The following is a 19,855-nucleotide window of genomic DNA, read 5'->3' as shown; positions in this document are numbered from 1 at the left end:
TTCACCTCTTCGAACCGCTCACCGCCATGACCGCATCCTCTTCCGCACCGCACGTGCGCGCCATCGTCACCGGACACACGCGCGGCCTCGGCGCGTCGCTCGCCGAACAACTGCTGCTGGAAGGCGTCGCCGTGCTCGGCGTGTCGCGCAGCCGCCATCCGTCGCTCGCGTCGCAAGCCGGCGACCGCTTCGCCGAAATCGAACTCGACCTGTCGGACCCGGCGGCCGTCGCGGCCTGGCTGGCCGGCGACACGCTGCGCCGCTTCGTCGACGGTGCGTCGATCGTGCTGCTGTTCAACAACGCGGGCATCGTCGACCCGATCGGCCCGCTCGCTGCGCAAGACCCGGCGATCGTCGCACGCGCGGTTGGCGTGAACGTCGCGGCGCCGCTGATGCTGTCGGCCGCGCTCACGCAAGCGGCGGGGGCCACGACCGAATGCCGGATCCTGCACGTGTCGAGCGGGGCGGCACGCAACGCGTACGCGGGCTGGAGCGTCTACTGTGCGACCAAGGCGGCACTCGATCACCATGCGCGCGCAGTCGCGCTCGACGCGAACCGCGCGCTGCGGATCTGCAGCGTCGCGCCGGGCGTCGTCGATACGGGCATGCAGGCGACGATCCGCTCGACCAGCGAAGACAACTTCCCGATGCGCGAGAAATTCGACCAGTTGAAGTCGAGCGGCGCACTCGCGACGCCCGAAGCGGCCGCGCGACATCTGATCGGCTATGCGCTGAGCGACGCGTTCGGCTCGGTACCGACGGCCGACGTGCGGGAACTGCCGAGCCACTGAGTCACGCGGAACGCGGAACGCGGAACGCGGCACGCGGCGCGTCATCGCCCTTCGAGCCGCTTCGTCCAGTCTTCGACCTGCCGCTCCGTTCGGCGCCTTTCGAGCATCGTGCGCCAGCCGGGCGGCAATATCGGCACGTCGCACAGCGCATCGAGCGCGGCCATGTCGAGCGTGCGCCGGTACAGCACGTCGAGCACCGTCGCCAGCGGCCATCGCGGGTAGCGGCGCTCATGCAGCGCCAGCACGTCACCCGACTCCACCCAGCCTTCCTGCAGCACGCGGTAGTACCAGCCGGTCCGGCCGCTTTGCTGCACGAGCGCGGCCATCCGCGGATGATCGAAACGCGCGTTCAGCTTCCAGCACGGCTGCCGCGACTGCGACACCTGAAGCACGGCGCCGCCCAGCGTGAACACGTCGCCGAGACACACGTCGTGCTCGGTCACGCCGTGCGTCGACAGGTTCTCGCCGAACGCGCCCGGTTGCGCGAGCACGTCACGCGTGCCGATCTGCGCCGACCACCACGCATAGTGATCGTGCGCATAGTGGTGCACCGCCTTGTCAGGGCCGCCGTGATGCCGCGCATCGGCCTGCTCGTCGCCGGCAAAGCCGAGCGTGCCCAGCCACAGACGCGCGCCGACCGGCTGCTTGTCGATCGCACTGGCGTGCGGCGTGTCGGCCAGCGGCCGGCACTTGCCGACCCGCACAGCGCCGATGGCGGCCGAGATCAGAGGTCGTGCCGTATCGCTCATGTCGTCACTCCGTCCGGCAGCGCCGCGAGCAGGCGTTCGAGTTCGCGCGTGCGCGCGTCGCCGAGCGGCATCAGCGGCTTCCTCGGTTCGCCGGCATCGAAGCCGCGCAGGCGCAACCCGGCCTTCACGGTCACCGGCAACCCGCCGTTGACGATGAACTGCAGCAGCGGCAGCTGCGCATGAAAGACCGTCCTCGCGCGCGCCAGGTCGCCCGCCTGCATCGCGTCGAACAGCGCCAGCGGCAACGCCGCATTCAGGTTCGGCGCGGCCGTGCACCATCCGGCCGCACCCGCCGCGAGCGCGGCGAGCGCCATCGGATTGCTGCCGTTGTAGAACGGAATCGCGCCGTCGCTCAGTTGCGCGAGCCGGTGCATCCGCCCGATGTCGCCGGTGCTCTCCTTCACCATCGTCACGTTGTCGACGGTCTGGCAGATCGACGCGATCAGGTCGGGCGACATGTCGACGCCGCTCGTCGCGGGGTTGTTGTACAGCATGATCGGGATGCCGATGGCAGCGCCGATCGCGCGATAGTGCGCGACGATCTCGTCGTTGGCGAGCTTCCAGTACGACACCGGCAGCACCATCACCGCATCGGCGCCGGCCTGTTCCGCGAAGCGCGCGCGGCGCACCGCGCCCGCCGTGGTGAGATCGGAAATGCCGACGACGGTCGGCACGCGCCGCTTCACCGCACGAATCGACGCGGTGGCGACCGCCTCCCATTCGGCGTCGGACAGGTACGCGCTTTCGCCGGTGCTGCCTAGCGGGGCGATCGCGTGGACGCCGTCGGCAATCAGCCGCTCGATCAGCGCTTCGAGTGCTTTCAGGTCGACGCCGCCGTCAGCGGAGAACGGCGTAACCGGGTAGGCAATGATGCCTTTCAGCAGGATGGACACGATAGGTATTCCTCAACGATGATCTGGGGCAAGAACGACGAATCGCCCGCTCATGCGACGCAATCCTGATGCGTCCGCAATGCCCGGCGCGCGTAGTAGTCGAACGTCACCGCATCGCGCTTCGGCTTCGAAATCCAGTCGTGCGCTTCGCGCGCCAGCGCCGGAGGCATCGGCTTGATTTCGCCGGCCGCCATCGCGAGCAGCTGCAGCTTCGCGGCCCGCTCGATCAGCAGCGCGAGAATGCACGCTTCCTCGATCGTCTTGCCGACCACGAGCTGGCCGTGATGCGACAGCAGGATCGCGCGCTTGCTGCCGAGCGCCTTCGAGATGATCTCGCCCTCCTCGTTGCCGACCGGCACGCCGGGCCAGTCCTTCAGGAACGCGCAATCATCGTACAGCGGGCAGGTATCCATGTGCGATACGACGAGCGGCTGCTCGAGCATCGACAGCGCCGCGACATGCGCCGGATGCGTATGGATGATGCAGTTCACGTCCGGGCGCTCGCGGTAGATCCACGTGTGGAACCGGTTGGCCGGATTCGGGATGCCTTCGCCGTCGACAACGTCGAGATCCTCGTTGACGCGCAGCAGGTTCGCCGCCGAGATCTCGTCGAAACCGAGCCCGAGCCGCTGCGTGTAGTACGTGCCGGCGTCGGCCGCGCGGCAGGTGATCTGCCCGGCCAGGCCCGAATCGTGACCGGCGTCGAACAGGATCCGGCACGTGAGCGCGAGCTTCTGCCGCGCGGACCAGCCGCTGTCGCCCACCGCGTTGTCCAGACGCCGCTCCGCCAGCGCGACCAGCGCCTCCTTCGCCAGATTCAGCGTTTCCGCCATGTTCACCTCCTGAATGGATCGGGTCGGTCGCGCCGTCCGCGGCCGCTTTCCCGGCAAAACATGACACACGATACACCACAGGACACATAGTGTCATGCGTTACAATCGGTTTTTCGAAGGACACCTGGCGCCCCATGACGATTCGCCTGAAGCTGCTCAGAAAACAGAAGGGCTGGACGCTCGACGTGCTGGCCGACGAGACGGGCCTCACCAAGAGCTACCTGTCGAAAGTCGAGCGCGGCCTGAGCGTGCCGTCGATCGCGGTCGCGCTGAAGGTATCGAAGGCACTGAACGTCGACGTCGAGCAGTTGTTCTCGGAAAACCGCAATCGCGAGCTGATCACGGTCACGCGCGCCGGCGAGCGCACGGCGATGGGCGCCGCAGCCGACAGCCAGGCCCACCGCTTCGAAAGCATCGCGGCCGGCGTCGCGCCGAAGAAGATGTTGCCGTTCGTCGTGCATCCGCCGCACGAATTCGTCGCGTCGACGTTCCGCGAGCACGAAGGCGAGGAATTCCTGTTCGTGCACAAGGGTCGCGTCGAAATCGAATTTCCGAACGAGACGGTGCAACTCAAGACCGGCGATTCAGTCTATTTCAACGCACTCATCCCGCACCGCACGCGCAGCCTCGGCACCGCGCAGGCGGAGATCCTGGTCATCGTCAGTCACGACGACTAGCATCGTCACCTTTTCGCGCAAGGATCCCCGATGGTCACGAAGGCCACCGCACCGTTCCAGCAGATCAAGACGCTCGTTCGCCAGAACGTCGAAGCGGGCGACTGGCGCCCCGGGGACCGCATCCCGTCCGAGCTCGATCTCGCCGCCCAGTTCGGCGTCGCACGCATGACGGTCAACCGCGCGCTGCGCGAGCTGACCGAGGAAGGCGTGCTGAAGCGCATCGCGGGCGTCGGCACGTTCGTCGCCGAAGTGAAGCCGCAGTCGAACCTGCTGATGATCGCGCACATCCGCGACGAAATCCGCGCGCGCGGGCACGAATATCGCTGCCGCGTGCTGAGCCAGTCGAGCGAGCCCGCGTCGTTCGATGTCGCGGCTGCATTCGGCCTGCCGGTCAACACGCCGGTGTTTCACGTGGTGTGCGTGCACGAGGAAAACGGCCGCCCGATCCAGCTCGAGGATCGCTACGTGAACCCGGCCGCCGCGCCCGGCTTCATCGACCAGGATTTCCAGGTCGAGCCGCCGTCCGAGTACCTGTTCAACAACGTGTCGCACGACGAACTGGAGATCGAGCACGTGGTCGATGCGTCGCTGCCGACCGGCGAACAGGCGCGGCTGCTCGACATGCGCGCCGACGAGCCGTGCCTCACACTCACGCGCCGCACCTGGACGAACGGGCAGCCCGTCACGTTCGTGCACTTCCTGCATCCGGGCAACCGCTACCGGCTCGGCTCGCGCTTCAAGCCGGGCGCCGGACGCCACCCGACCTGATCCCTTTCCCCACGTACAAAAGCACGCGGCGGCCGTTTCGTCAGAAAGCGGCCGCCGCGTCCGTCATGCACACCCGCCCGCGTCAGATCGCGCGGGCCTGCCCCGCGCCGCGCGACCACACGACAGGAAACAGCGGGTGATCGAGCGGCGCGCCGTCGGGCAGCTGCTCGGCGAGCCCCGGGAAATCGGGCGACGTCTTCCAGCGGCGCGGCGCGTGACGGATATCGTCGCCGACGAAGCGGATCGAGAACGCGCGCCGACGGTTCTGCGTCCCCCCCGACGCGTGCAGCGTGAGCATCCGGAAACACACCATGTCGCCGGGCTCGAGCGCCCAGTGGCGGATCGGAAACGCCGCGCGGTCGCCTTCGATGTCGGGCAGGTCAGCCAGGCTCCCTTCCGGGAACCACTTCGCTTCCTTGTCCATGAACGTGCGCGGCATCAGCCACGGCCCGAGATGCGAGCCCGCGACGAATTCCAGCGTCGATTCGAGCGGCACCGGATCGACCGGAATCCACATGCTGACGTTGTCGTCGCCTTCGATGTTGTAGTACGGCTGATCCTGATGCCACGGCGTGCGCTGCCGCGTGCCGGGCTCCTTCACGAGCAGGTGGTCGTGATGCAGTCGCACGTGCTCAGTGCCCATCAGCGCGGCGGCGACCGACGGCGCCGGCGAGCGCACGATGAAGTCGCGATACGCGTCGTTGTGCTGCCAGTTGCAGAAATCCTCGAAGAACCAGCCCGGATCGTCGGGCCGGCTCGCGACTTTCGCGCGCTCGCTCGGCTGCGCGAGATTCGTGTCGATGCCGGCGCGCAGCGCGGCGACTTCGTCGGGCGAGAAGATGCCCTTGATGCAGACCGCGCCTTCCTCGCGGAACGCGGCGATCAGTTCGGGCGTCACGGCTTGCGCGACGCGGTCCTGGATACTCGTCATGGTGTGCCTGTCGATGGAGTGAATCACGGAATCACTGATTCACGGTGCGGACGTCAGTTGCTGCTTCGCACCGTAGATGTCGAAGTCGAAATATTTGGCGGCGATCTTCTGGTACGTGCCGTTCGCGCGGATCGCGACGATCGCGTCGTTCAGCTTCTTCTTCATCGCTTCATCGCCCTTGCGCACACCCATCGCGACGCCGTAGCCGGTGATCCGCACGTCGGTCACGTCGGGGCCCGCGAACGCATAGCCCTTGCCGCGCGGCGTTTTCAGGAATGAGTAGCCGGCCTGCGTCTTGTCCTGGAAGGTCGCGTCGAGGCGGCCGTTGACGAGATCCTGGTACACCTGGTCCTGGTTCTGGTACGAGACGATCGTCACGCCCTTGGTCGCCCATTCGGCCTTCGCGTACGCCTCCTGCGTCGTGCCCTGGTCGATCCCGACGCGCTTGCCCGCGAGCGACGCGGCGGTCGGCAGCAGCGTCGAACCGGCCGGCGCGACGAGCGCACCCGGCGACGCATACAGCTTGTTCGAGAAGTCGATCTGCTTGAGCCGCTCGTCGGTGGCCGTCATCGCGGACATGATCACGTCGAACTTGCGCGCGCGCAGCGCCGGAATCATCCCGTCGAAGCCCTGCTCGACCCACACGCACTTCGCATGCAGTTGCTCGCAGATCGCATTGCGCAGGTCGATGTCGAAGCCGGCGAGCGAGCCGTCGGGCTGCTTCGCCTCGAACGGCGGATACGTGGGGTCGATGCCCCAGCGGATCGTCGACGTGTCCTGCGCGAACGACACGAGCGGCGCGAACGCCAGCGCGGTAACGAGGAGCTTTGCAGTGCGGTTCATGGCGTGTCCTTGATGGTCTCGACGCGGCGGGTGAACGCCGGCGTCCGGTGGGGAGCGTTACGCCGGATCACCCGGCGCGGTGCGCGAAAGACAGGGACTTCGATGAAACTGCGATGCAGTCTAGACCGCTCAATTTTTGTGCGCAAGCGGGGGAAATGGGGGTGGGGTGAGTAGCGGGTGCGCGGGGGGCCAAAATCAGGGAGGAAAAATTGGGTTGCGCTTACAAAAGGGCTGTCTGGCGGGATTTTTCTGGCTCTTTGCGGTGTTTACCCTGTGCGACGCACGCCCGCCACAGGGCGTGATTTTCCCGATATCTGTAGGGTGACGATGTCTATAGCGGCGATCTCATCACGGTCTTGACCAAGCGTGTCCAGCGGTGTGGGCGATGCGCCCTAGACCACGGTGGAATTCCCCGACGACGAAAACCCGCCCAGAGATGTAAGACATACCTTACATAGAAGATCGCCGTACCCCACGGCAGGAGGTCGCCACGCAACGCTATGAAATTGGTCAGGCTGTCGCAAAACGGCGGGCAGAACTCGACCTCACGCAGGCCCAACTTGCGAAACTCGCCGGCTTGTCTCGCCTCACCGTGAACCAGCTCGAATCTGGCAAAGTCAAGGATCTCGGCGTCAACAAGCTGATTACGCTGCTCAGCGTGCTCGGCATCGAACTCCTTGCGCTACCGCGGCAGCCGCAAAACGGTCTCTACAAGGCCGTTGTGAGTTCAAACGTCAGTTACAAGGGTGAATTGACCGAACGGCTGCTGGCCGACGCATTGGCTACCGGACGGATTCCGACGGGATATGAATCGCAGTTTTCCGTCATCCTCGACGAAGTGCCGCTGCCGGTGGTGGTGAAAGCCGCCGAGGAAGCCGCCGAGCGCTCAGGCACGCCGCTGCGGAACATCTGGAAGAGTCTCGCCGCGTGGTCGAAGGATCTGCATCTTTCTCGGGAAGTGTGGGGGTAGCCACACCGGGTGCTTTACCCGACGGCCGGTGGCAGCACCTGTTCCGTCACGCACTCGAACATCGGCCGCCGACTGACTTGCCGCACCTTGAATCCCGCGCTGCTGATGTGGCTACCGCTACATCGCGGGCAATGGGGACGCGGTTCGTGACGCTCCGACAGGATCGATGCGATCTGGTCCATGAGGAACGCCGTCAATGCCTTGTCCTCCCCCGAATCCGCCGGGCGCGACGACGACGCTGCCACGCGTCGTGTTGTTGCTGCAACCGCAGGCGTCGTCATCGGCACGACAACACCACGACACCGCCAATCCCCTGCGTATTCGGCAGCGTTGCCGAGTAGCCGAGCGCCACCATCGGCTGCGCCATGTCATGTCCCACCACAACCGACTGGATGGACAACTGTCCCTCGGTCGAAGCGGCATTCAATGGCGTCTGGGACTTCGTCAGCGTGTACGGGGTATTGGCCAGATTGATCGACAGGCTCAGGTCGTTCAGCGTGCGCGTGCCCAGATCGAGCGTGGCTGAAGTCGTTCCCAGCGTGCCGGCCGGGCCGCCGTTGTTATTGGCGACGGTATCCGCGATCAATTGCGTGCAGACCAGCGTTCCGCTCGTCGCCGACAACGACAGCGGCGTGCCGACCGCGTAGTGGACGCCCTGCTGGATGTTGTAGGTATTGCCGTCCGTGTCCATGGCTTGAACCCATCGACCAATCGCGACGTCACTGCCCACACCCTGGATGTCGGTCACCATGCCGTGGTCGAGGCCGAGGCAATCGGTTGCCGCGGCCGAGGAGGCCAGCGTGGTAAACGCACCGCTTGCTTGCTGAACCTGGCTCGAGGCCGGTGCCGCCGGTGCCGTGAAATTTCGGCCTTTCTGATACTCCGTGGGCAGACTCGGGACAACCACCACGGCGAACTGTCCGTTGCTGGCTGTAACCGAAGACGCGGAACCGGAATAGGTAAAGCTGCCGTTCGGTCTGCACGCGGCTTGTGCGGACGGGGCAGTGGTTTCGGATGAGGACGACGAGGACGATCCCGTACCGGGTGTGCTGCCGTCGTCTCCACCGCCGCACGCGGACAGCGTTGCCGTGATCAGCGCAACCGCGAGAAGACGGGGGGAGCGAAAGAATTCCTGCATCGTATGGTTCTCCAGGTTTCCCCACTCATGGGGGGAGGTGTGGTTAGGACGAGGCGACGTCGCCTCGCGGACGGCGACGCGCAGACGTGCCGGACAGCACTGACATCGCCCGTCGATTCAACGATCAAAACTGCGAGGTCAACTGGAAGCCGACCGTCACGCGTGCCGTGTCGAACCCCGACGGCTTATAGACCGGCGTGCCGGCGAACAGGTCGTAGGCGTACGCACCGAACCGCGTGCCGACGCTGCCCTTGATCCCGATCGCAGCGCCTGCCAATTGCGTGCCGACCAGCGCGACCGGTTGCGGACCCCACACGCGTCCGTAGTCGAGACCCGCATAGGCAGCGTGCCCAGTTTGGGCGATCGGCGCCTGCAGTTCGTTGCGCCAGTAGAAGCCGCGTGCCGCGGCGAGCATCGTCTCGCCGTCGAAGCCGCGTACCGTGTAGCGGCCGCCGATCGTCAGATCGTCGATGTAGTACAGCGTGTTGCCCGTGTACTGGCCGTGGACCGTCGTCACGTAGCGCAGCGGCTGCCGCGCGATCGCGAACGGCACGGACAGGTTGCCGTCCAGCACGGCCATCCGATAGCGATAGGTCGGACCGCCGCCGAAAGCGAGGATGTCGTCCTGCGCGCCGAATGCGCCGACGCCCTGCCGGTAGGCCAGCGTGCCGTCGAACTGGGCGCCGCCGAAGTAGTGGCGCTCGGTCAGGCCCAGCTCGACGAACGTGTTGTTGCGGCGCTGCTGCGGAATCTCCGTGTCTTCGATGAAGCTCTGGCCGAAACGGCGCGACAGGCGAATCTGCGCGCCGAGCACGTCGTTCTGGCTGCGTGCGAGCACACGGTGCAGTTTCAGGTCGACCGTCTTCGAATTACCGCTTGCGACGAAGGTCTGGTTTACACCGGCGATCTGCTGGTAGTAGGTGTTCGTGTATGCGGACAGCGTCGCAGTCCAGTAGCCCCACGGGATCGAATAGAAGCCGTTCCAGCCGTGCGAGCCGAGTCCCTTGTCGCCGAGTTCGAGATCCTGGCTCACGCCGATGTTGAAGACGTCGTTCAGGCCCAGGGGGTTGTCGATGCCGAGTGACAGGTTGCCCTGCAGCTTGCCGGTCGCGCGCGTGCCGGAGTTGTCGATCGACGCGACCACCGTCCACGGCCTGCCGCGCTTTACGTCGAGCACGACATCGCTTTCGCCCGGCACGTCGGCCGGAACGATCTGCATCGACACGTCCTGGTTCGATACGCGCTTCATCTGCTCGAGCCCCTGCTCGAGGTCGCGCAGGCTCAGCAGTTCTCCGGCGCGGGTCGGGAAGGCGGTTTTCCAGGTGCCGCGCAGTTTTTCGTCGGTGAAACGCACGTGGCGGATCACGCCGGGGATCAGTGCGAGCGTCAGCATGCCGGACGACAAGTCCTGTTCGGACAGCAGCACGCGCGTCGTGAGGTAGCCGCGAGACAGGATGACCTGCGACAAGCCCTTGACGAGCGTGTCGACGCCTTGTTTGCCTACACAGGCGCCGACGTAGTGATCGAGCCAGTCGCGCGCGAACGCAAAGCGGTCCTGCGGCAGTGCCGATGCGGCTTGGGCCTTCACCCCATCCGGTAGTGCCTCGGGTACATCCAGCGTGAATCGGTCGATCGGGAAGCACGGCGTTTCTTCCGGCAGGGCGGGATGGATCTCGACACGCGAGACGTCCGAACGTACCGTCGGCGCGTCGATCACTGCTTCGCGCCGCTGCGCGTCGCGTTGCTGTTGCAACTGCTGCTGTTGTTCGGCATTCGCGCGTGCAGCGGCTGCGGCATCGGCCGGCGTCGGCGGGTGTTGCTGCGCGCCAGCCGATAGCGAAACCAAAGCCAGCGTCATTACCATTGGCTTCATGGAGAGGCTCGTTACTGTGTGAACCACGCGGGGAGTCACTATGGTAGTGGCGGTCACTTTACTGTCGGCTTGTTCGTGCCAGCACCGTTGACGCGAACCAATTCAAAGTCTGCGGAACCACCGTGCTTATAAGCAAGGAACAAGCGATACTCACCCGGCTTGATTTCGAACGGTTTCTCCTTGAAAAGAAGATTACTTGACCGACTTACCATCGGGAAGTTATCGAAGACGATGAAAGGTTCATTGGACATCATTCCAGTTAACCCACATCTCACGTAGGTCCCGTTGCTACCTTCGGGTCTTCTCCGTGCATCGGACGTCTCGCACACTCGCGGCGTGATTGTGTCGAACTGCGTACCGTCTTTCCTGTAGAGACGAAACACCGGGAGATTATTTCCGGCAGCATCGCCCCGGATAACGGACACCGTTGATACGTCCCAGCTTCGCCCCTTGATGTTGGCCACCCGGTAAGTCCCATAGAACTGCTCCAAGCTCTCGGCAGCCTGACCTTTCAATCCCTGGTTTTCACCCGCGAGATCCGGGGCAAGCACGGAACATGCACCAAGGAGCGGGAAGAGAATCGCAGCAATGAATTTTATTTTCACGATGACTTAAAAATCAATTTTCTTAATATTAAAAAACTTTCACCCATTCGATACGAATAGTGAGTTCACCGTCCGCCCGGCTAGCTTACGTAAAACGCTATCGCCCTGACCTCTTCCCTTCAGCAAACCGGATCGATCGACGTTGTACCCCGAAAACGTCATCGACTCACCACCCACAACCCCACCAGCCTCCCCATTGCAATCATGTTTGTTACAAATGTGACCATATTTCACTCACTTCTTTACTTCCTCTTTGTCGCCGCCTGATTCGTAGCTCTTGCGAGCCCTCTTGTAGCTATTGTCAAAAGGTTTGATTTTTAGCAAATGTGCTCTGCTCGCATACCCGCCAACTGCCGCAACTCCCAACCCAAGCAACACCAGGAATCCTCCATACGGTGCTGGTGGCACGTATTTGCATGCGACAAAAATTATTAGAAGACCGATGACAAGCAGGATCGCCCGAACCCATCCTGAAAAATTCCCATCTTCAATAAATCGAATCTTCATTTATTTTTCCAAAAATTAACGAAATCATTCCAGTATTTATTCATGGAATTCTTCATCTGCTGACCTGCACTGCTGTTGTTGAACATGTTCGCCGTTTCATTTATCGCCGGGCCGAACCCCGGTGCTCGATCTGACAAATTTCCAGCGATCAGACCGGTGATGCCGGATACGGTGTATTGGCCTACGTCTGGCTTAACGATTTGCCCCAATGCATCGGCATAAAATCCAGCAACCGTAGCCGCATAAGCTGCTACTGAAAAACCACCAGAGTATGGTGATGGAATCGCCGCCATCGCAGTAACAGCCGCACCAAACCTCGCGACATTCGTTGAAAAGATCGACGTCGCATCCGCCGTCGTGTTCCTCATAGAGTTCGCATCCGACTTGTCGAACTTCGTGAACGGCCCGGTCAGCTTGATACCAGAGCCGTCTTTGCCGGTCTGGTCATAAGTGATGTTCGGCACGCCACCCTGTTCCTCCCCGGAATTCCTCAGAATGAAGCTTTGCAACTCCGAATTCGGCTGTACCGTGATCTGTGTCAGTATCGGCTTGCCATCATCCGTCGTGCCTGCGTATTGCCACCGTGCTCCAGAATCAGTGGGCATCTGTCCGACCAACGTATCAGGGGTACCTAACTCTCGGTCTCCGGCAATCGAGCCGCTCATGATCCGCATCTGGTCCTCGATTTGCTCTAGCGTGTACTTGCCACCGCTCTTTGCAGCCAGTTGCTTCGCGAGCACCCTTTCGTCCGGATGCAACTGCCGATTAAACCGATCAACGTTATACCCAGAAAACGCCCCCGACTCGCCGCCAATAACCCCACCCGCCCCCGTCGCGATCACGTTCGCCACGATGTTGCCCAGCGCCTGATTCAGGTTGGCGTTGCCGGTCGGATCGCTGCCCGCGATCGCGCTGCTCAGGTCGTTCAGCTTGCCTGCGGCGATCGACGATATCGCCGCGCCAGCGGCACCACCCACAGCGTTTCCGCCGGCTAGCCCCGTCACCAGTGCCGCGCCAGCACCCTGCATCAGCGCGCGGTTCGCACCACCTTCCTTCCACGCGTCGACGCCGGCCTGGTCGCCATTCGCTTTCGCTTCCTCCATCATCTTGTCCGCGTAGTCGCCGATCCGCCGCGACACCGCTTCACCTGCCGCGCTGGCCGCCGCCATCATGTCCGCCTGCCGGTCCAGCAGGTTCTGCATGTCGGGCAGCTTGGCCACCGTGCCGTTCGTATCGGTCGTGTCGCGGTTCAGGCTCGCCACATCCTGCTGCTGGTTTGCGGAATCGGTAATCGTGACGGTTCCCGCGCTCACGCCGCTCTGCGTCGTCGCGCTGTCGCTGCCGCTGTCGTGCTGGCCGAGCATCGGCGATGCACCACCGGCATTCTTGCCCGATCCGCTGCCATGCGTGCTGTAGTTCATCCCACCGTCACCGGTCGTCGCGCCCGCACTGAAGCCGCTCGAGCTCGCATCGTAGCTCGACTGATTCTGGATATCCGAGAAGGAGAGGGACCCCGTCGTCAGCGCATTCTTCGACGCGTCCGCATCGCTTGCGATCACCCCCCCTTTCAGGTCAGTATTGCCCGCGACGTTGATGTTGAAGCCGCCATCGCCCGCCTGAATCCCGGCCTGTTCATTCACGCCCGCGTAGCTGCCCGTCGCGTTGCCCTTGCTCTGACTGAAGTTCGCGCTGGCGCCGCCCTGGCTGACGCTGAAGCCGCCGCCCGAACTCGACTGATGTGCCGCACTCGACAGCGTGTCCTGCACGCTCGCGATGTTCAGGTTGCCGCCCACGTCGGTATTCACCTGATTGCCGCTCACGTTCGAGCCGATGATGTTCGTATCGCCGCCCGAGATGATCGTGACTGTATTCGCCGCGTTCACGTGACTGTTGTTCTGCGTGGCCAGATCGCTGTTGCCGTCGCCGTTGGCCTTCGACATCGCCGCCGACACGCCAAAGCCGCCGGTGCCCACCGACACGCCCACGCTCGCGCTCTTCGACTCGTTCGTGCTGCGCGTGGAATCGGTATCCGTTGTATTGACGATGTTGACCTGATTCTTGGCTGCCAGAATCACGTCGGTCGCGTTCACGTCGGAACCGGCGATCGTCACGTTGCCGCTACCCGGTTGCCCATTGCCCGTCGCCGCAAACGCCACCGTTCCGCCCGCATTCACGCTTGAGCCACGATTCGTCACGCTGTCCTCCGTGAACGCGCTCTTGCTATGGCTGCTGCCGACGCTGACATCGACCTTGAATTCGGGCGTTGCGCCTCCGGCCAGCGCGGCCGCGCCCGCGCCGACTGCATCGATCGCGCCGCTGGCGGCCGCCATCCCGTGCAGCGTTGCTGCTCGACCATCCTGACGCTTGCTGGCCGCGCGCGACTGGTCCACCACGTTCGACACCGCGTCGATCACCGGCGCCTTCAGCGCCAGCGTCAGCCCGCTCTTCGACACTTCCTGCGTCTCGCGACGATGACCGGTGTCCTGCGCCGCATCGATCGTCACGTTCGCGCCCGTGCCGCTGATGTCTTGCGCGGCAATCAGGTCGCTGCCCGTCACGTGCAGGTCATTCCCGGCGGTGACGCTCAGATTGCCGTTCAACGAACCGATCGTGCTGCCATTGTTCGACACCTCGCTCGTCTGGCTGGTCGTCTTCAGCGAACTGCTACCCACCGATACCGACAGGCCGCCGCCTGACATCAGTCCCGTTTCCTTCTTCTGGTAGTAGCTCGACGACTCCAGGGTATCCTGCGTTGTCGTCACCGTCACGTTGCGCGCCGCGCTCAGTGCGACGTCGTTCGTGCCGACGACCGTGCTGCCCTGGATATTCAGATCCTTGCCACTCGCGATCGTCACACCATCCGCCGACACCAGGCTGCCCTGATTCAGCGTCATTGTCTGGTCGATCCCACTTGCGACCTTCGTGCCGCTCACCACACCGCTGCGACTGTGCGTTTCGTGCGAGTTCAGGTCGTGCGTCTCGGTTGCGGCACCGATGTTCACGTCGCCAGCCGCCGCCAGCGTCGCATTGCCCTGGTCCAGGCTGATCGCGCTACCGATCACGTTCAGGTCCTTGCCGGCCACGATCGCCACGCTGTCGCCACCGGTCAGCGTCGTGCCGGTCAAGGCCTGATCCGATGTATGCAGCGTCTCCGCATAGCTGCGGCCACCGCCGCCGCCCGAGCTGTTACTGTTCACGGTCGACGTCTCGCTCGCAGCACCCAGCGTCACGGTGCCGCCAGCGGCGACGGCGCCACCGCCACCCAGTTCAATCTGTGCACCGTGCGCGGTCAGGTCGTTGCCGACCGCGATGCCGGAGACACCGCCGACCTTGACCGAACTGCCGACGCTTCGGTTGATGTCCGTGTCCGATACGCCGTTTGCGCGCTCGGCCACCTTATGCTCGCCGACCTGCTGCGCGCCGAGCGTCCAGTCGCCACCGACCTGCATCCCGAGATCGCCGCCGATGCTCAGATTGCCGGCGTTCTGCTGGAAGTTGCCGCCGGTCACGATCGCCACGTCGCCGGCGACGTCGATGCTCGCTTGCGGCCCGAGCGTCGTCGAGACACGCGTCGCGCCGTCGGCGTTTGTCTGGCTTCGCGTCTGCGTCGCGGTATCGAGGATCAGGTCGCCGCCGGCCACCAGCGCCAGGCTGCCGGCCTTCACGCTCGCCGAGGTCAGGTCGACCGTGCCGGTCGTCGCCAGCGTCATCTGGCCGCCGCTTTGCAGCGCGCCGAAGCGGTTGTGGAGGCTCTGGCCACCGATCGACAGGCTGTCCGCTGCGCGGATCGTGCCGCTGTTCGAGAACGACTGCACCTCCTTCAGATCGATATCGCCGCCGGCGATCAGCGGGCCGTTCATGTCTTGCTGGCTTGCCTTGGCCAGATACACCACGGGCACCAGCACGGACTGACCGTCGACGACGCGCGTCTCCAGCAGCACCACGTTGCTCGTGAGCTGTGCGACCTGTTCGGCCGACAGACCGATCCCGAGCGGCAGATTGAGCGACTTCGCCAGATCGGCACCGGACGACAACAGCGCCCGGTACATCGATTCGATGTCCGTGTACGGCCCCAGCACCGCCTTGCCGGTCAGGGAGGTGAGCTGATTGCGCACCAGCCATTGCTCATAAAATCCGCCGCCCAGACGCTTCTCCGTCCGGTCCGGGTTCAGCCCGAGCTGCTGCAGGTAGTAGTCGCTCGACATGAACGAGCGCGTGTTCGTGAATGCCGGATTCGTTTCGATCAGGTAGTTCGCGTTCGGCACCGGGTTCGGGTGGAACAGGCCGCCCTGCGGAATCGTCAGGTTCGTCAGCACGTCGACTGCCGTCGCACTAGCGATTACCCGGTCGATGCCGCCACCGACGGCGCTCACGTCAACGCCCGGCGGCAGCCCGATCGATGGAATCCCCGCATTGCCGGCCGGGTTGTCGATGCTCACGCCCGTGCCGGAGAGCGTACCGTTTGCGACGAAGCTCGATTCGTAGCCCGGCAGCGCGTACTCGCGCAGGTCCGACGGCGCGTTGCAGCCCGGCGTATCGCAGAACGAATAGCTCCAGAACTTGGTGCCGTCGTAGTTGCGGTACCAGTAATTGCCGGTGTAGGTCACCTTGATCTGGGGCGCAAGCTGCCCCTTCCAGCTGTCCTGATCGAGCGTGCCGGGCATCGCGATGTCACCGGCTGCCGTCACCCGGCTCCAGTAGTTCTGGAACGTGTCGACTGACGAAGCATTCAGGTTGCCGCCCAACACAATCTGCGCTTCCGGGGTGATCTTCGAGATCAGGTTCGCCAGCGGCGTGCCCGCATAGGTCGTGTACTGGTACGTGCTGTTGTATTCGCCACCGTGCGGCGGCTCGACGTAGACACCGCCGATGCTGTCGGGATTCTTCACGCCGACTTGACCAGTGCGGCCGGAAAGGCTGATGCCAAGACTCTCGAGCAGCGCAGCATCAACCTGCGAGGTCCACGCCGTCTGCATCTCGCGACGCGTGTTCGTCACGAGACCGGCATGCAGTGCCATGTCGCCGTCCGATTGGATCAATCCCGACTGGTTCAGGATATGCGCAGCCTTCGTGTAGTGGCCGGCCGCATCCTTGCCGCCCGCCAGCACCACGCGACCCAGGCCGTAGATCGCGGTCAGCGCCGGAGTATCGGTCGCGGTCGTATCGTCGCGGTTCTCGATGTTCTGCGCGAGCAGCTCGAGCAGTCCGTCGCTGTCCGACGCACCGATCAGCGCGGTCGGGCCGAGGTTCACGATCGTCGACGCTGCGGCCAGCGATACGCTGCCGCCCACCAGTGTGCCGGTGTTGATCAGCACGTCCGACTGCGTACGCAGCAGGCCGCCGGCCGCCATCGTGCCGCTGTTGGCGATGTCGCCGGCGTCGATGCTCAGGTCGTTCACGCCCATCAGGCCGCCGACGTTGTTGAACGTACCCGGCAGCGTAAACGCCAGATTGCGACCGGCGTTGAACTGGTAGTCCGACGTGTTCGTAAAGTCTCCTTGCAGGTACAGCGCCAGGTCGTTCGCCGCGCTGTACGCACCACCGCCGTAGAGCGAGCTCGCGTTGACGGAAAGATTTCGCGTCGCGCCGATTTGGCCACCCGCATTGGATACCGCTCCGGTCGTCGTGATATCGACGTCGCCATCGGCGCCGATTCGACCGACGTCATTGATCAAGCTGTCCGTACGAAGCTGCACGTTCGCGCCGCCGAGCCGCCCGCCTTGGGTGTTGGTCACAGTGCCAGCGTCGAGCGACACGTCACCGTTGGCCGCGACCGAGCCGCCCGCATTGTTCAGTTCACCGCCAACGCTCGCCGAGACCGAACCGAGCGCAGCCAGCATGCCACCGATGTTGTCGAAGGTGCCCGCCGACAACCCGACCGACCCGCGGCTCACGATTGAGCCGCCGGCGTTCGTCAGCCGCCCCGACCCGAGGCCGGGCATCAGGATCAACGCGCCCGTACCAGCGTGAATGATCGTGCCACTTGCGTTGTTCAGCATCGCCGGCGCGAGCGTCAGGTTCGTGCCGTTGGTCTGGATCGTGCCGCTCGCGTTGTCGAGCGTGCCGCTGACGTCGAGCGTCGTGTCCTGATTGCCGTACTGTGTGAGCGAACCGTGCGCATTGTGCAGGTCCGTGGCCTTTACGTTCAGCCGGTCCGCGGCGATTGCGCCGTCGCGGTTGTCGAGCAGGGCCGTCGTGACTTTCAGCGCCTGCCGTGCCGTCAGGCTGCCGCGGTTGATGACAGCGCCGGCCTTCACGGTCACGTCGCCGTTGCCGCCGATCACGCCGCCTTGCGCACCGGTCGCCGTCGTACCCCCGGCATTCGTCAGCTGGCCGGTCGTGGACAACGACAGGCCGTCGCCATTGAGTGACACGATCCGACCCGCCGAGTTGTCGAGCGATGTACCCGACACCGACAGGGCGCCGCCGCTCTGCATCGTGCCGGCGACGTTCTCGATATCACCCGCATTCAGCGTCAGGGCGCCGTCGGTCACGAGCGTCCCGTCCTGGTTCGCGACCTGTCCTGACGTATTGATTGCGAGCGGGCCGACTGCGGAGACCTGTCCGCCCCGGTTCGACAGGGCGCCTGCCTCGAGCGTCGTGCCGGCCTGGCTCGACAGCGTGCCGTGGTCGTTGACGAGCGTGCCCGCGGCACGCGCTTCGATCGCGCGTTGCGCGCTGGTCGTCGCGTTCGTCAGGTTGAGGTTGCCCGCCTGCGCGAGCAGCGAAACGTTTGCGTTCGCAGCCGTCTTCGAGCCCGACAGATCGATACCGCTGCCCGTCAACGTGACGTTGCCGCCCGCGACGTTCTGGCCGGTCGCCGTCAACCGGCCGGCAGTGGTGACGGTCAGGTCACTATTGCTGCTGACCGCGCCATCCGCATTGACACCGGCGCCAAGCGAGCCGGTCGACGCAACGCTGCCGGCCGAAACGTTCAGCGCCTGCTGCGCCGCCAATGCGCCGCTATTCGACAGCGTACCGGCCGTCGACACCGAGACGTTTTGCTGCCCGTACGTTGTGCCGCTGTTCTGGATGCCGTCTTGCGCCGTGACCGCGAGATTGCCGGCGGCGCTCGTCTTGCCGGTCAGCACGAGCTGGCCATTCGACTGCAGCGTCAGGTTGCCCGACTGCGCGGCGATTGTTCCGGCATTGGCAACCCCAACACCGCGCTCATTCGAAACCAACAGGATGCGCTCGGCATACATGCCGCCCAGTTGACTGACGTCAATTGCCACACCCAGCGCGGCGCCGTCGCCTTGAATCGGCGTGGCAGCGAGTGCATGGTGGTCGACCTGATTCGAACCGGCGATCACGTTCAGGTTCTTTGCATAGATCGCCGCATTGGCCTGTACGGCACGGGAGATAAGATCCACCTGGTCGACGTTCGACGCGTTCAGGCCCGCGCCCTGGACCGTGATCAGTCCACGGTTGACCTGATAGCCCGCAAGCGAGCCGTCAGCGCCGTAGTACGGTTGGCCAGTCGTCAATGTGGCGCGGCTGGTGTTGATGAAGCCGCCGCCGTCCACCACGATGCCGGCGGGGTTCGCGAGCACGACTTCCGCGCGATTGCCTGCGACCTCCACGTAGCCGCGAATCTGGCTTGCAGCCGTGCTGTTGACCTGATTGACGATGATGCGTGCCGACTGTCCGGGCCCGAAGTTCGGGTTGCCGTTAATCATCCCCGCCTGCTGCGTCGGGACCATCGTCGGCGAGTTGTTCAGCAGCGCGCCGTTGCGTTGGACGTCGAATTGATTGTAGTTGTTGATCGATACACCCGCGCCGCTTGGTGCGGCGATGTTGACTTGCGGCAAGCCGTTCGGCGTCTGGAGGACGTGTGTCGGCGCGCCCGGTGTCGGCACGATTTGCGCCGGTGCGATTGCAGGCATGACGCCCAGCGCGGTGGCGATGGCCACAATCGACGCGCTGCGCAACACGCGAAGAGCACGAGTCTCACCATCGGCTGACTTCCCCGTAGCAGTCGCGGTTTCTGCAACCGCCACCACCATCCCTCGGCGTCTGGAATACACCAGACGGTGGGTCTCTTTGTTCATCGTTCTTCTGCTGGTCTGAATTCGACCGATGAACCATAACCCGAAGCATCGAAAGCAAAGCGTTACACAACGACAAACGTTTCTTAAATACTACGAAACAATAAAAATCAGACTCGTCCAATTGACGTACGTCGCATACAAAGCTCGCACGAAAGCGAATAGGATTGTCGCCTCGGCCGCGGTGGATCGACCGAGTACCAACGGCGTACTCACGCGCAAATCGTAC

General features: G+C 64.1%; 14 protein-coding genes. 4 read left to right on the top strand and 10 right to left on the bottom strand.

Going from position 1 to position 19,855, the window contains the following annotated elements; translation table 11 throughout:
• Positions 1-26 precede the first annotated feature (26 nt).
• A complete protein-coding gene (locus tag LGM56_RS27265) occupies positions 27-791 on the top strand; it encodes an SDR family oxidoreductase (RefSeq protein WP_226207234.1) in 765 nt (254 codons plus the stop codon).
• Positions 792-832: 41 nt separating this feature from the next.
• On the opposite strand, the gene LGM56_RS27260 is transcribed toward LGM56_RS27265, so the two are convergent.
• The 3 genes from LGM56_RS27260 to LGM56_RS27250 are packed head-to-tail and all read right to left on the bottom strand — an operon-like array spanning position 833 to position 3,266.
• Positions 833-1,540 carry an MOSC domain-containing protein gene (locus LGM56_RS27260; RefSeq protein ID WP_226207233.1) on the bottom strand — a complete coding sequence of 236 codons (708 nt, stop codon included), beginning with the start codon at positions 1,538-1,540 and terminating at the stop codon, positions 833-835.
• Positions 1,537-2,433, bottom strand: coding sequence for a dihydrodipicolinate synthase family protein (locus LGM56_RS27255; RefSeq protein ID WP_089495981.1), 897 nt, complete (start codon positions 2,431-2,433; stop codon positions 1,537-1,539). Before LGM56_RS27255 ends, LGM56_RS27260 begins: the two co-directional genes overlap by 4 nt.
• A gap of 50 nt (positions 2,434-2,483) precedes the next feature.
• Entirely contained in the window at positions 2,484-3,266 is a 783-nt protein-coding gene (locus LGM56_RS27250; RefSeq protein WP_226207232.1) for an aldolase, read from the bottom strand.
• Between the two features lie 134 nt (positions 3,267-3,400).
• Between LGM56_RS27250 and LGM56_RS27245 the strand changes: the two genes are divergently transcribed.
• Positions 3,401-3,943 carry a helix-turn-helix domain-containing protein gene (locus LGM56_RS27245; protein WP_226207231.1) on the top strand — a complete coding sequence of 181 codons (543 nt, stop codon included), beginning with the start codon at positions 3,401-3,403 and terminating at the stop codon, positions 3,941-3,943.
• Between the two features lie 30 nt (positions 3,944-3,973).
• Complete coding sequence (gene hutC, locus LGM56_RS27240; protein ID WP_069252748.1) at positions 3,974-4,711, top strand: histidine utilization repressor; 738 nt, start codon at positions 3,974-3,976, stop codon at positions 4,709-4,711.
• 82 nt (positions 4,712-4,793) lie between these two features.
• On the opposite strand, the gene LGM56_RS27235 is transcribed toward hutC, so the two are convergent.
• Together LGM56_RS27235 and LGM56_RS27230 are read right to left on the bottom strand one after the other, a co-directional pair.
• Complete coding sequence (locus LGM56_RS27235) at positions 4,794-5,642, bottom strand: phytanoyl-CoA dioxygenase family protein (protein WP_089495978.1); 849 nt, start codon at positions 5,640-5,642, stop codon at positions 4,794-4,796.
• Positions 5,643-5,681: 39 nt separating this feature from the next.
• On the bottom strand, positions 5,682-6,485 hold the full coding sequence (locus LGM56_RS27230; RefSeq protein WP_089495977.1) for an ABC transporter substrate-binding protein: 804 nt from the start codon (positions 6,483-6,485) through the stop codon (positions 5,682-5,684).
• Between the two features lie 445 nt (positions 6,486-6,930).
• Between LGM56_RS27230 and LGM56_RS27225 the strand changes: the two genes are divergently transcribed.
• A complete protein-coding gene (locus tag LGM56_RS27225; protein WP_306427112.1) occupies positions 6,931-7,455 on the top strand; it encodes an XRE family transcriptional regulator in 525 nt (174 codons plus the stop codon).
• Between the two features lie 277 nt (positions 7,456-7,732).
• Here LGM56_RS27225 and LGM56_RS27220 read toward each other — a convergent pair whose 3' ends face one another.
• The 5 genes from LGM56_RS27220 to LGM56_RS27200 all read right to left on the bottom strand — a co-directional run bounded on the left by LGM56_RS27220 (position 7,733) and on the right by LGM56_RS27200 (position 19,629).
• A complete protein-coding gene (locus LGM56_RS27220) occupies positions 7,733-8,593 on the bottom strand; it encodes a hypothetical protein (RefSeq protein ID WP_089495974.1) in 861 nt (286 codons plus the stop codon).
• 124 nt (positions 8,594-8,717) lie between these two features.
• Entirely contained in the window at positions 8,718-10,466 is a 1,749-nt protein-coding gene (locus tag LGM56_RS27215) for a ShlB/FhaC/HecB family hemolysin secretion/activation protein (protein ID WP_413226804.1), read from the bottom strand.
• A gap of 53 nt (positions 10,467-10,519) precedes the next feature.
• Complete coding sequence (locus LGM56_RS27210; RefSeq protein WP_226207230.1) at positions 10,520-11,071, bottom strand: hypothetical protein; 552 nt, start codon at positions 11,069-11,071, stop codon at positions 10,520-10,522.
• Positions 11,072-11,305: 234 nt separating this feature from the next.
• A complete protein-coding gene (locus LGM56_RS27205) occupies positions 11,306-11,578 on the bottom strand; it encodes a hypothetical protein (protein WP_226207229.1) in 273 nt (90 codons plus the stop codon).
• Complete coding sequence (locus LGM56_RS27200; RefSeq protein WP_226207228.1) at positions 11,575-19,629, bottom strand: hemagglutinin repeat-containing protein; 8,055 nt, start codon at positions 19,627-19,629, stop codon at positions 11,575-11,577. The genes LGM56_RS27205 and LGM56_RS27200 overlap by 4 nt, the downstream gene beginning before the upstream one ends.
• Positions 19,630-19,855: the final 226 nt, after the last annotated feature.

The organism is Burkholderia sp. AU38729 (assembly GCF_020419725.1).
Classification (GTDB): Bacteria; Pseudomonadota; Gammaproteobacteria; order Burkholderiales; family Burkholderiaceae; genus Burkholderia.
The sequence above is the reverse complement of the archived record's forward strand: the minus strand, read 5'-3'. Positions and strand labels throughout refer to the sequence as shown.

What these genes read in the sequence shown, in the direction of transcription:
- LGM56_RS27215 (WP_413226804.1), bottom strand. Translation starts at nt 10,466, where the DNA reads ATGAAGCCAATGGTAATGACGCTGGCTTTGGTTTCGCTATCGGCTGGC.
- LGM56_RS27260 (WP_226207233.1), bottom strand. Translation starts at nt 1,540, where the DNA reads ATGAGCGATACGGCACGACCTCTGATCTCGGCCGCCATCGGCGCTGTG.
- hutC (WP_069252748.1), top strand. Translation starts at nt 3,974, where the DNA reads ATGGTCACGAAGGCCACCGCACCGTTCCAGCAGATCAAGACGCTCGTT.
- LGM56_RS27235 (WP_089495978.1), bottom strand. Translation starts at nt 5,642, where the DNA reads ATGACGAGTATCCAGGACCGCGTCGCGCAAGCCGTGACGCCCGAACTG.
- LGM56_RS27250 (WP_226207232.1), bottom strand. Translation starts at nt 3,266, where the DNA reads ATGGCGGAAACGCTGAATCTGGCGAAGGAGGCGCTGGTCGCGCTGGCG.
- LGM56_RS27200 (WP_226207228.1), bottom strand. Translation starts at nt 19,629, where the DNA reads ATGAACAAAGAGACCCACCGTCTGGTGTATTCCAGACGCCGAGGGATG.
- LGM56_RS27265 (WP_226207234.1), top strand. Translation starts at nt 27, where the DNA reads ATGACCGCATCCTCTTCCGCACCGCACGTGCGCGCCATCGTCACCGGA.
- LGM56_RS27230 (WP_089495977.1), bottom strand. Translation starts at nt 6,485, where the DNA reads ATGAACCGCACTGCAAAGCTCCTCGTTACCGCGCTGGCGTTCGCGCCG.
- LGM56_RS27205 (WP_226207229.1), bottom strand. Translation starts at nt 11,578, where the DNA reads ATGAAGATTCGATTTATTGAAGATGGGAATTTTTCAGGATGGGTTCGG.
- LGM56_RS27245 (WP_226207231.1), top strand. Translation starts at nt 3,401, where the DNA reads ATGACGATTCGCCTGAAGCTGCTCAGAAAACAGAAGGGCTGGACGCTC.
- LGM56_RS27220 (WP_089495974.1), bottom strand. Translation starts at nt 8,593, where the DNA reads ATGCAGGAATTCTTTCGCTCCCCCCGTCTTCTCGCGGTTGCGCTGATC.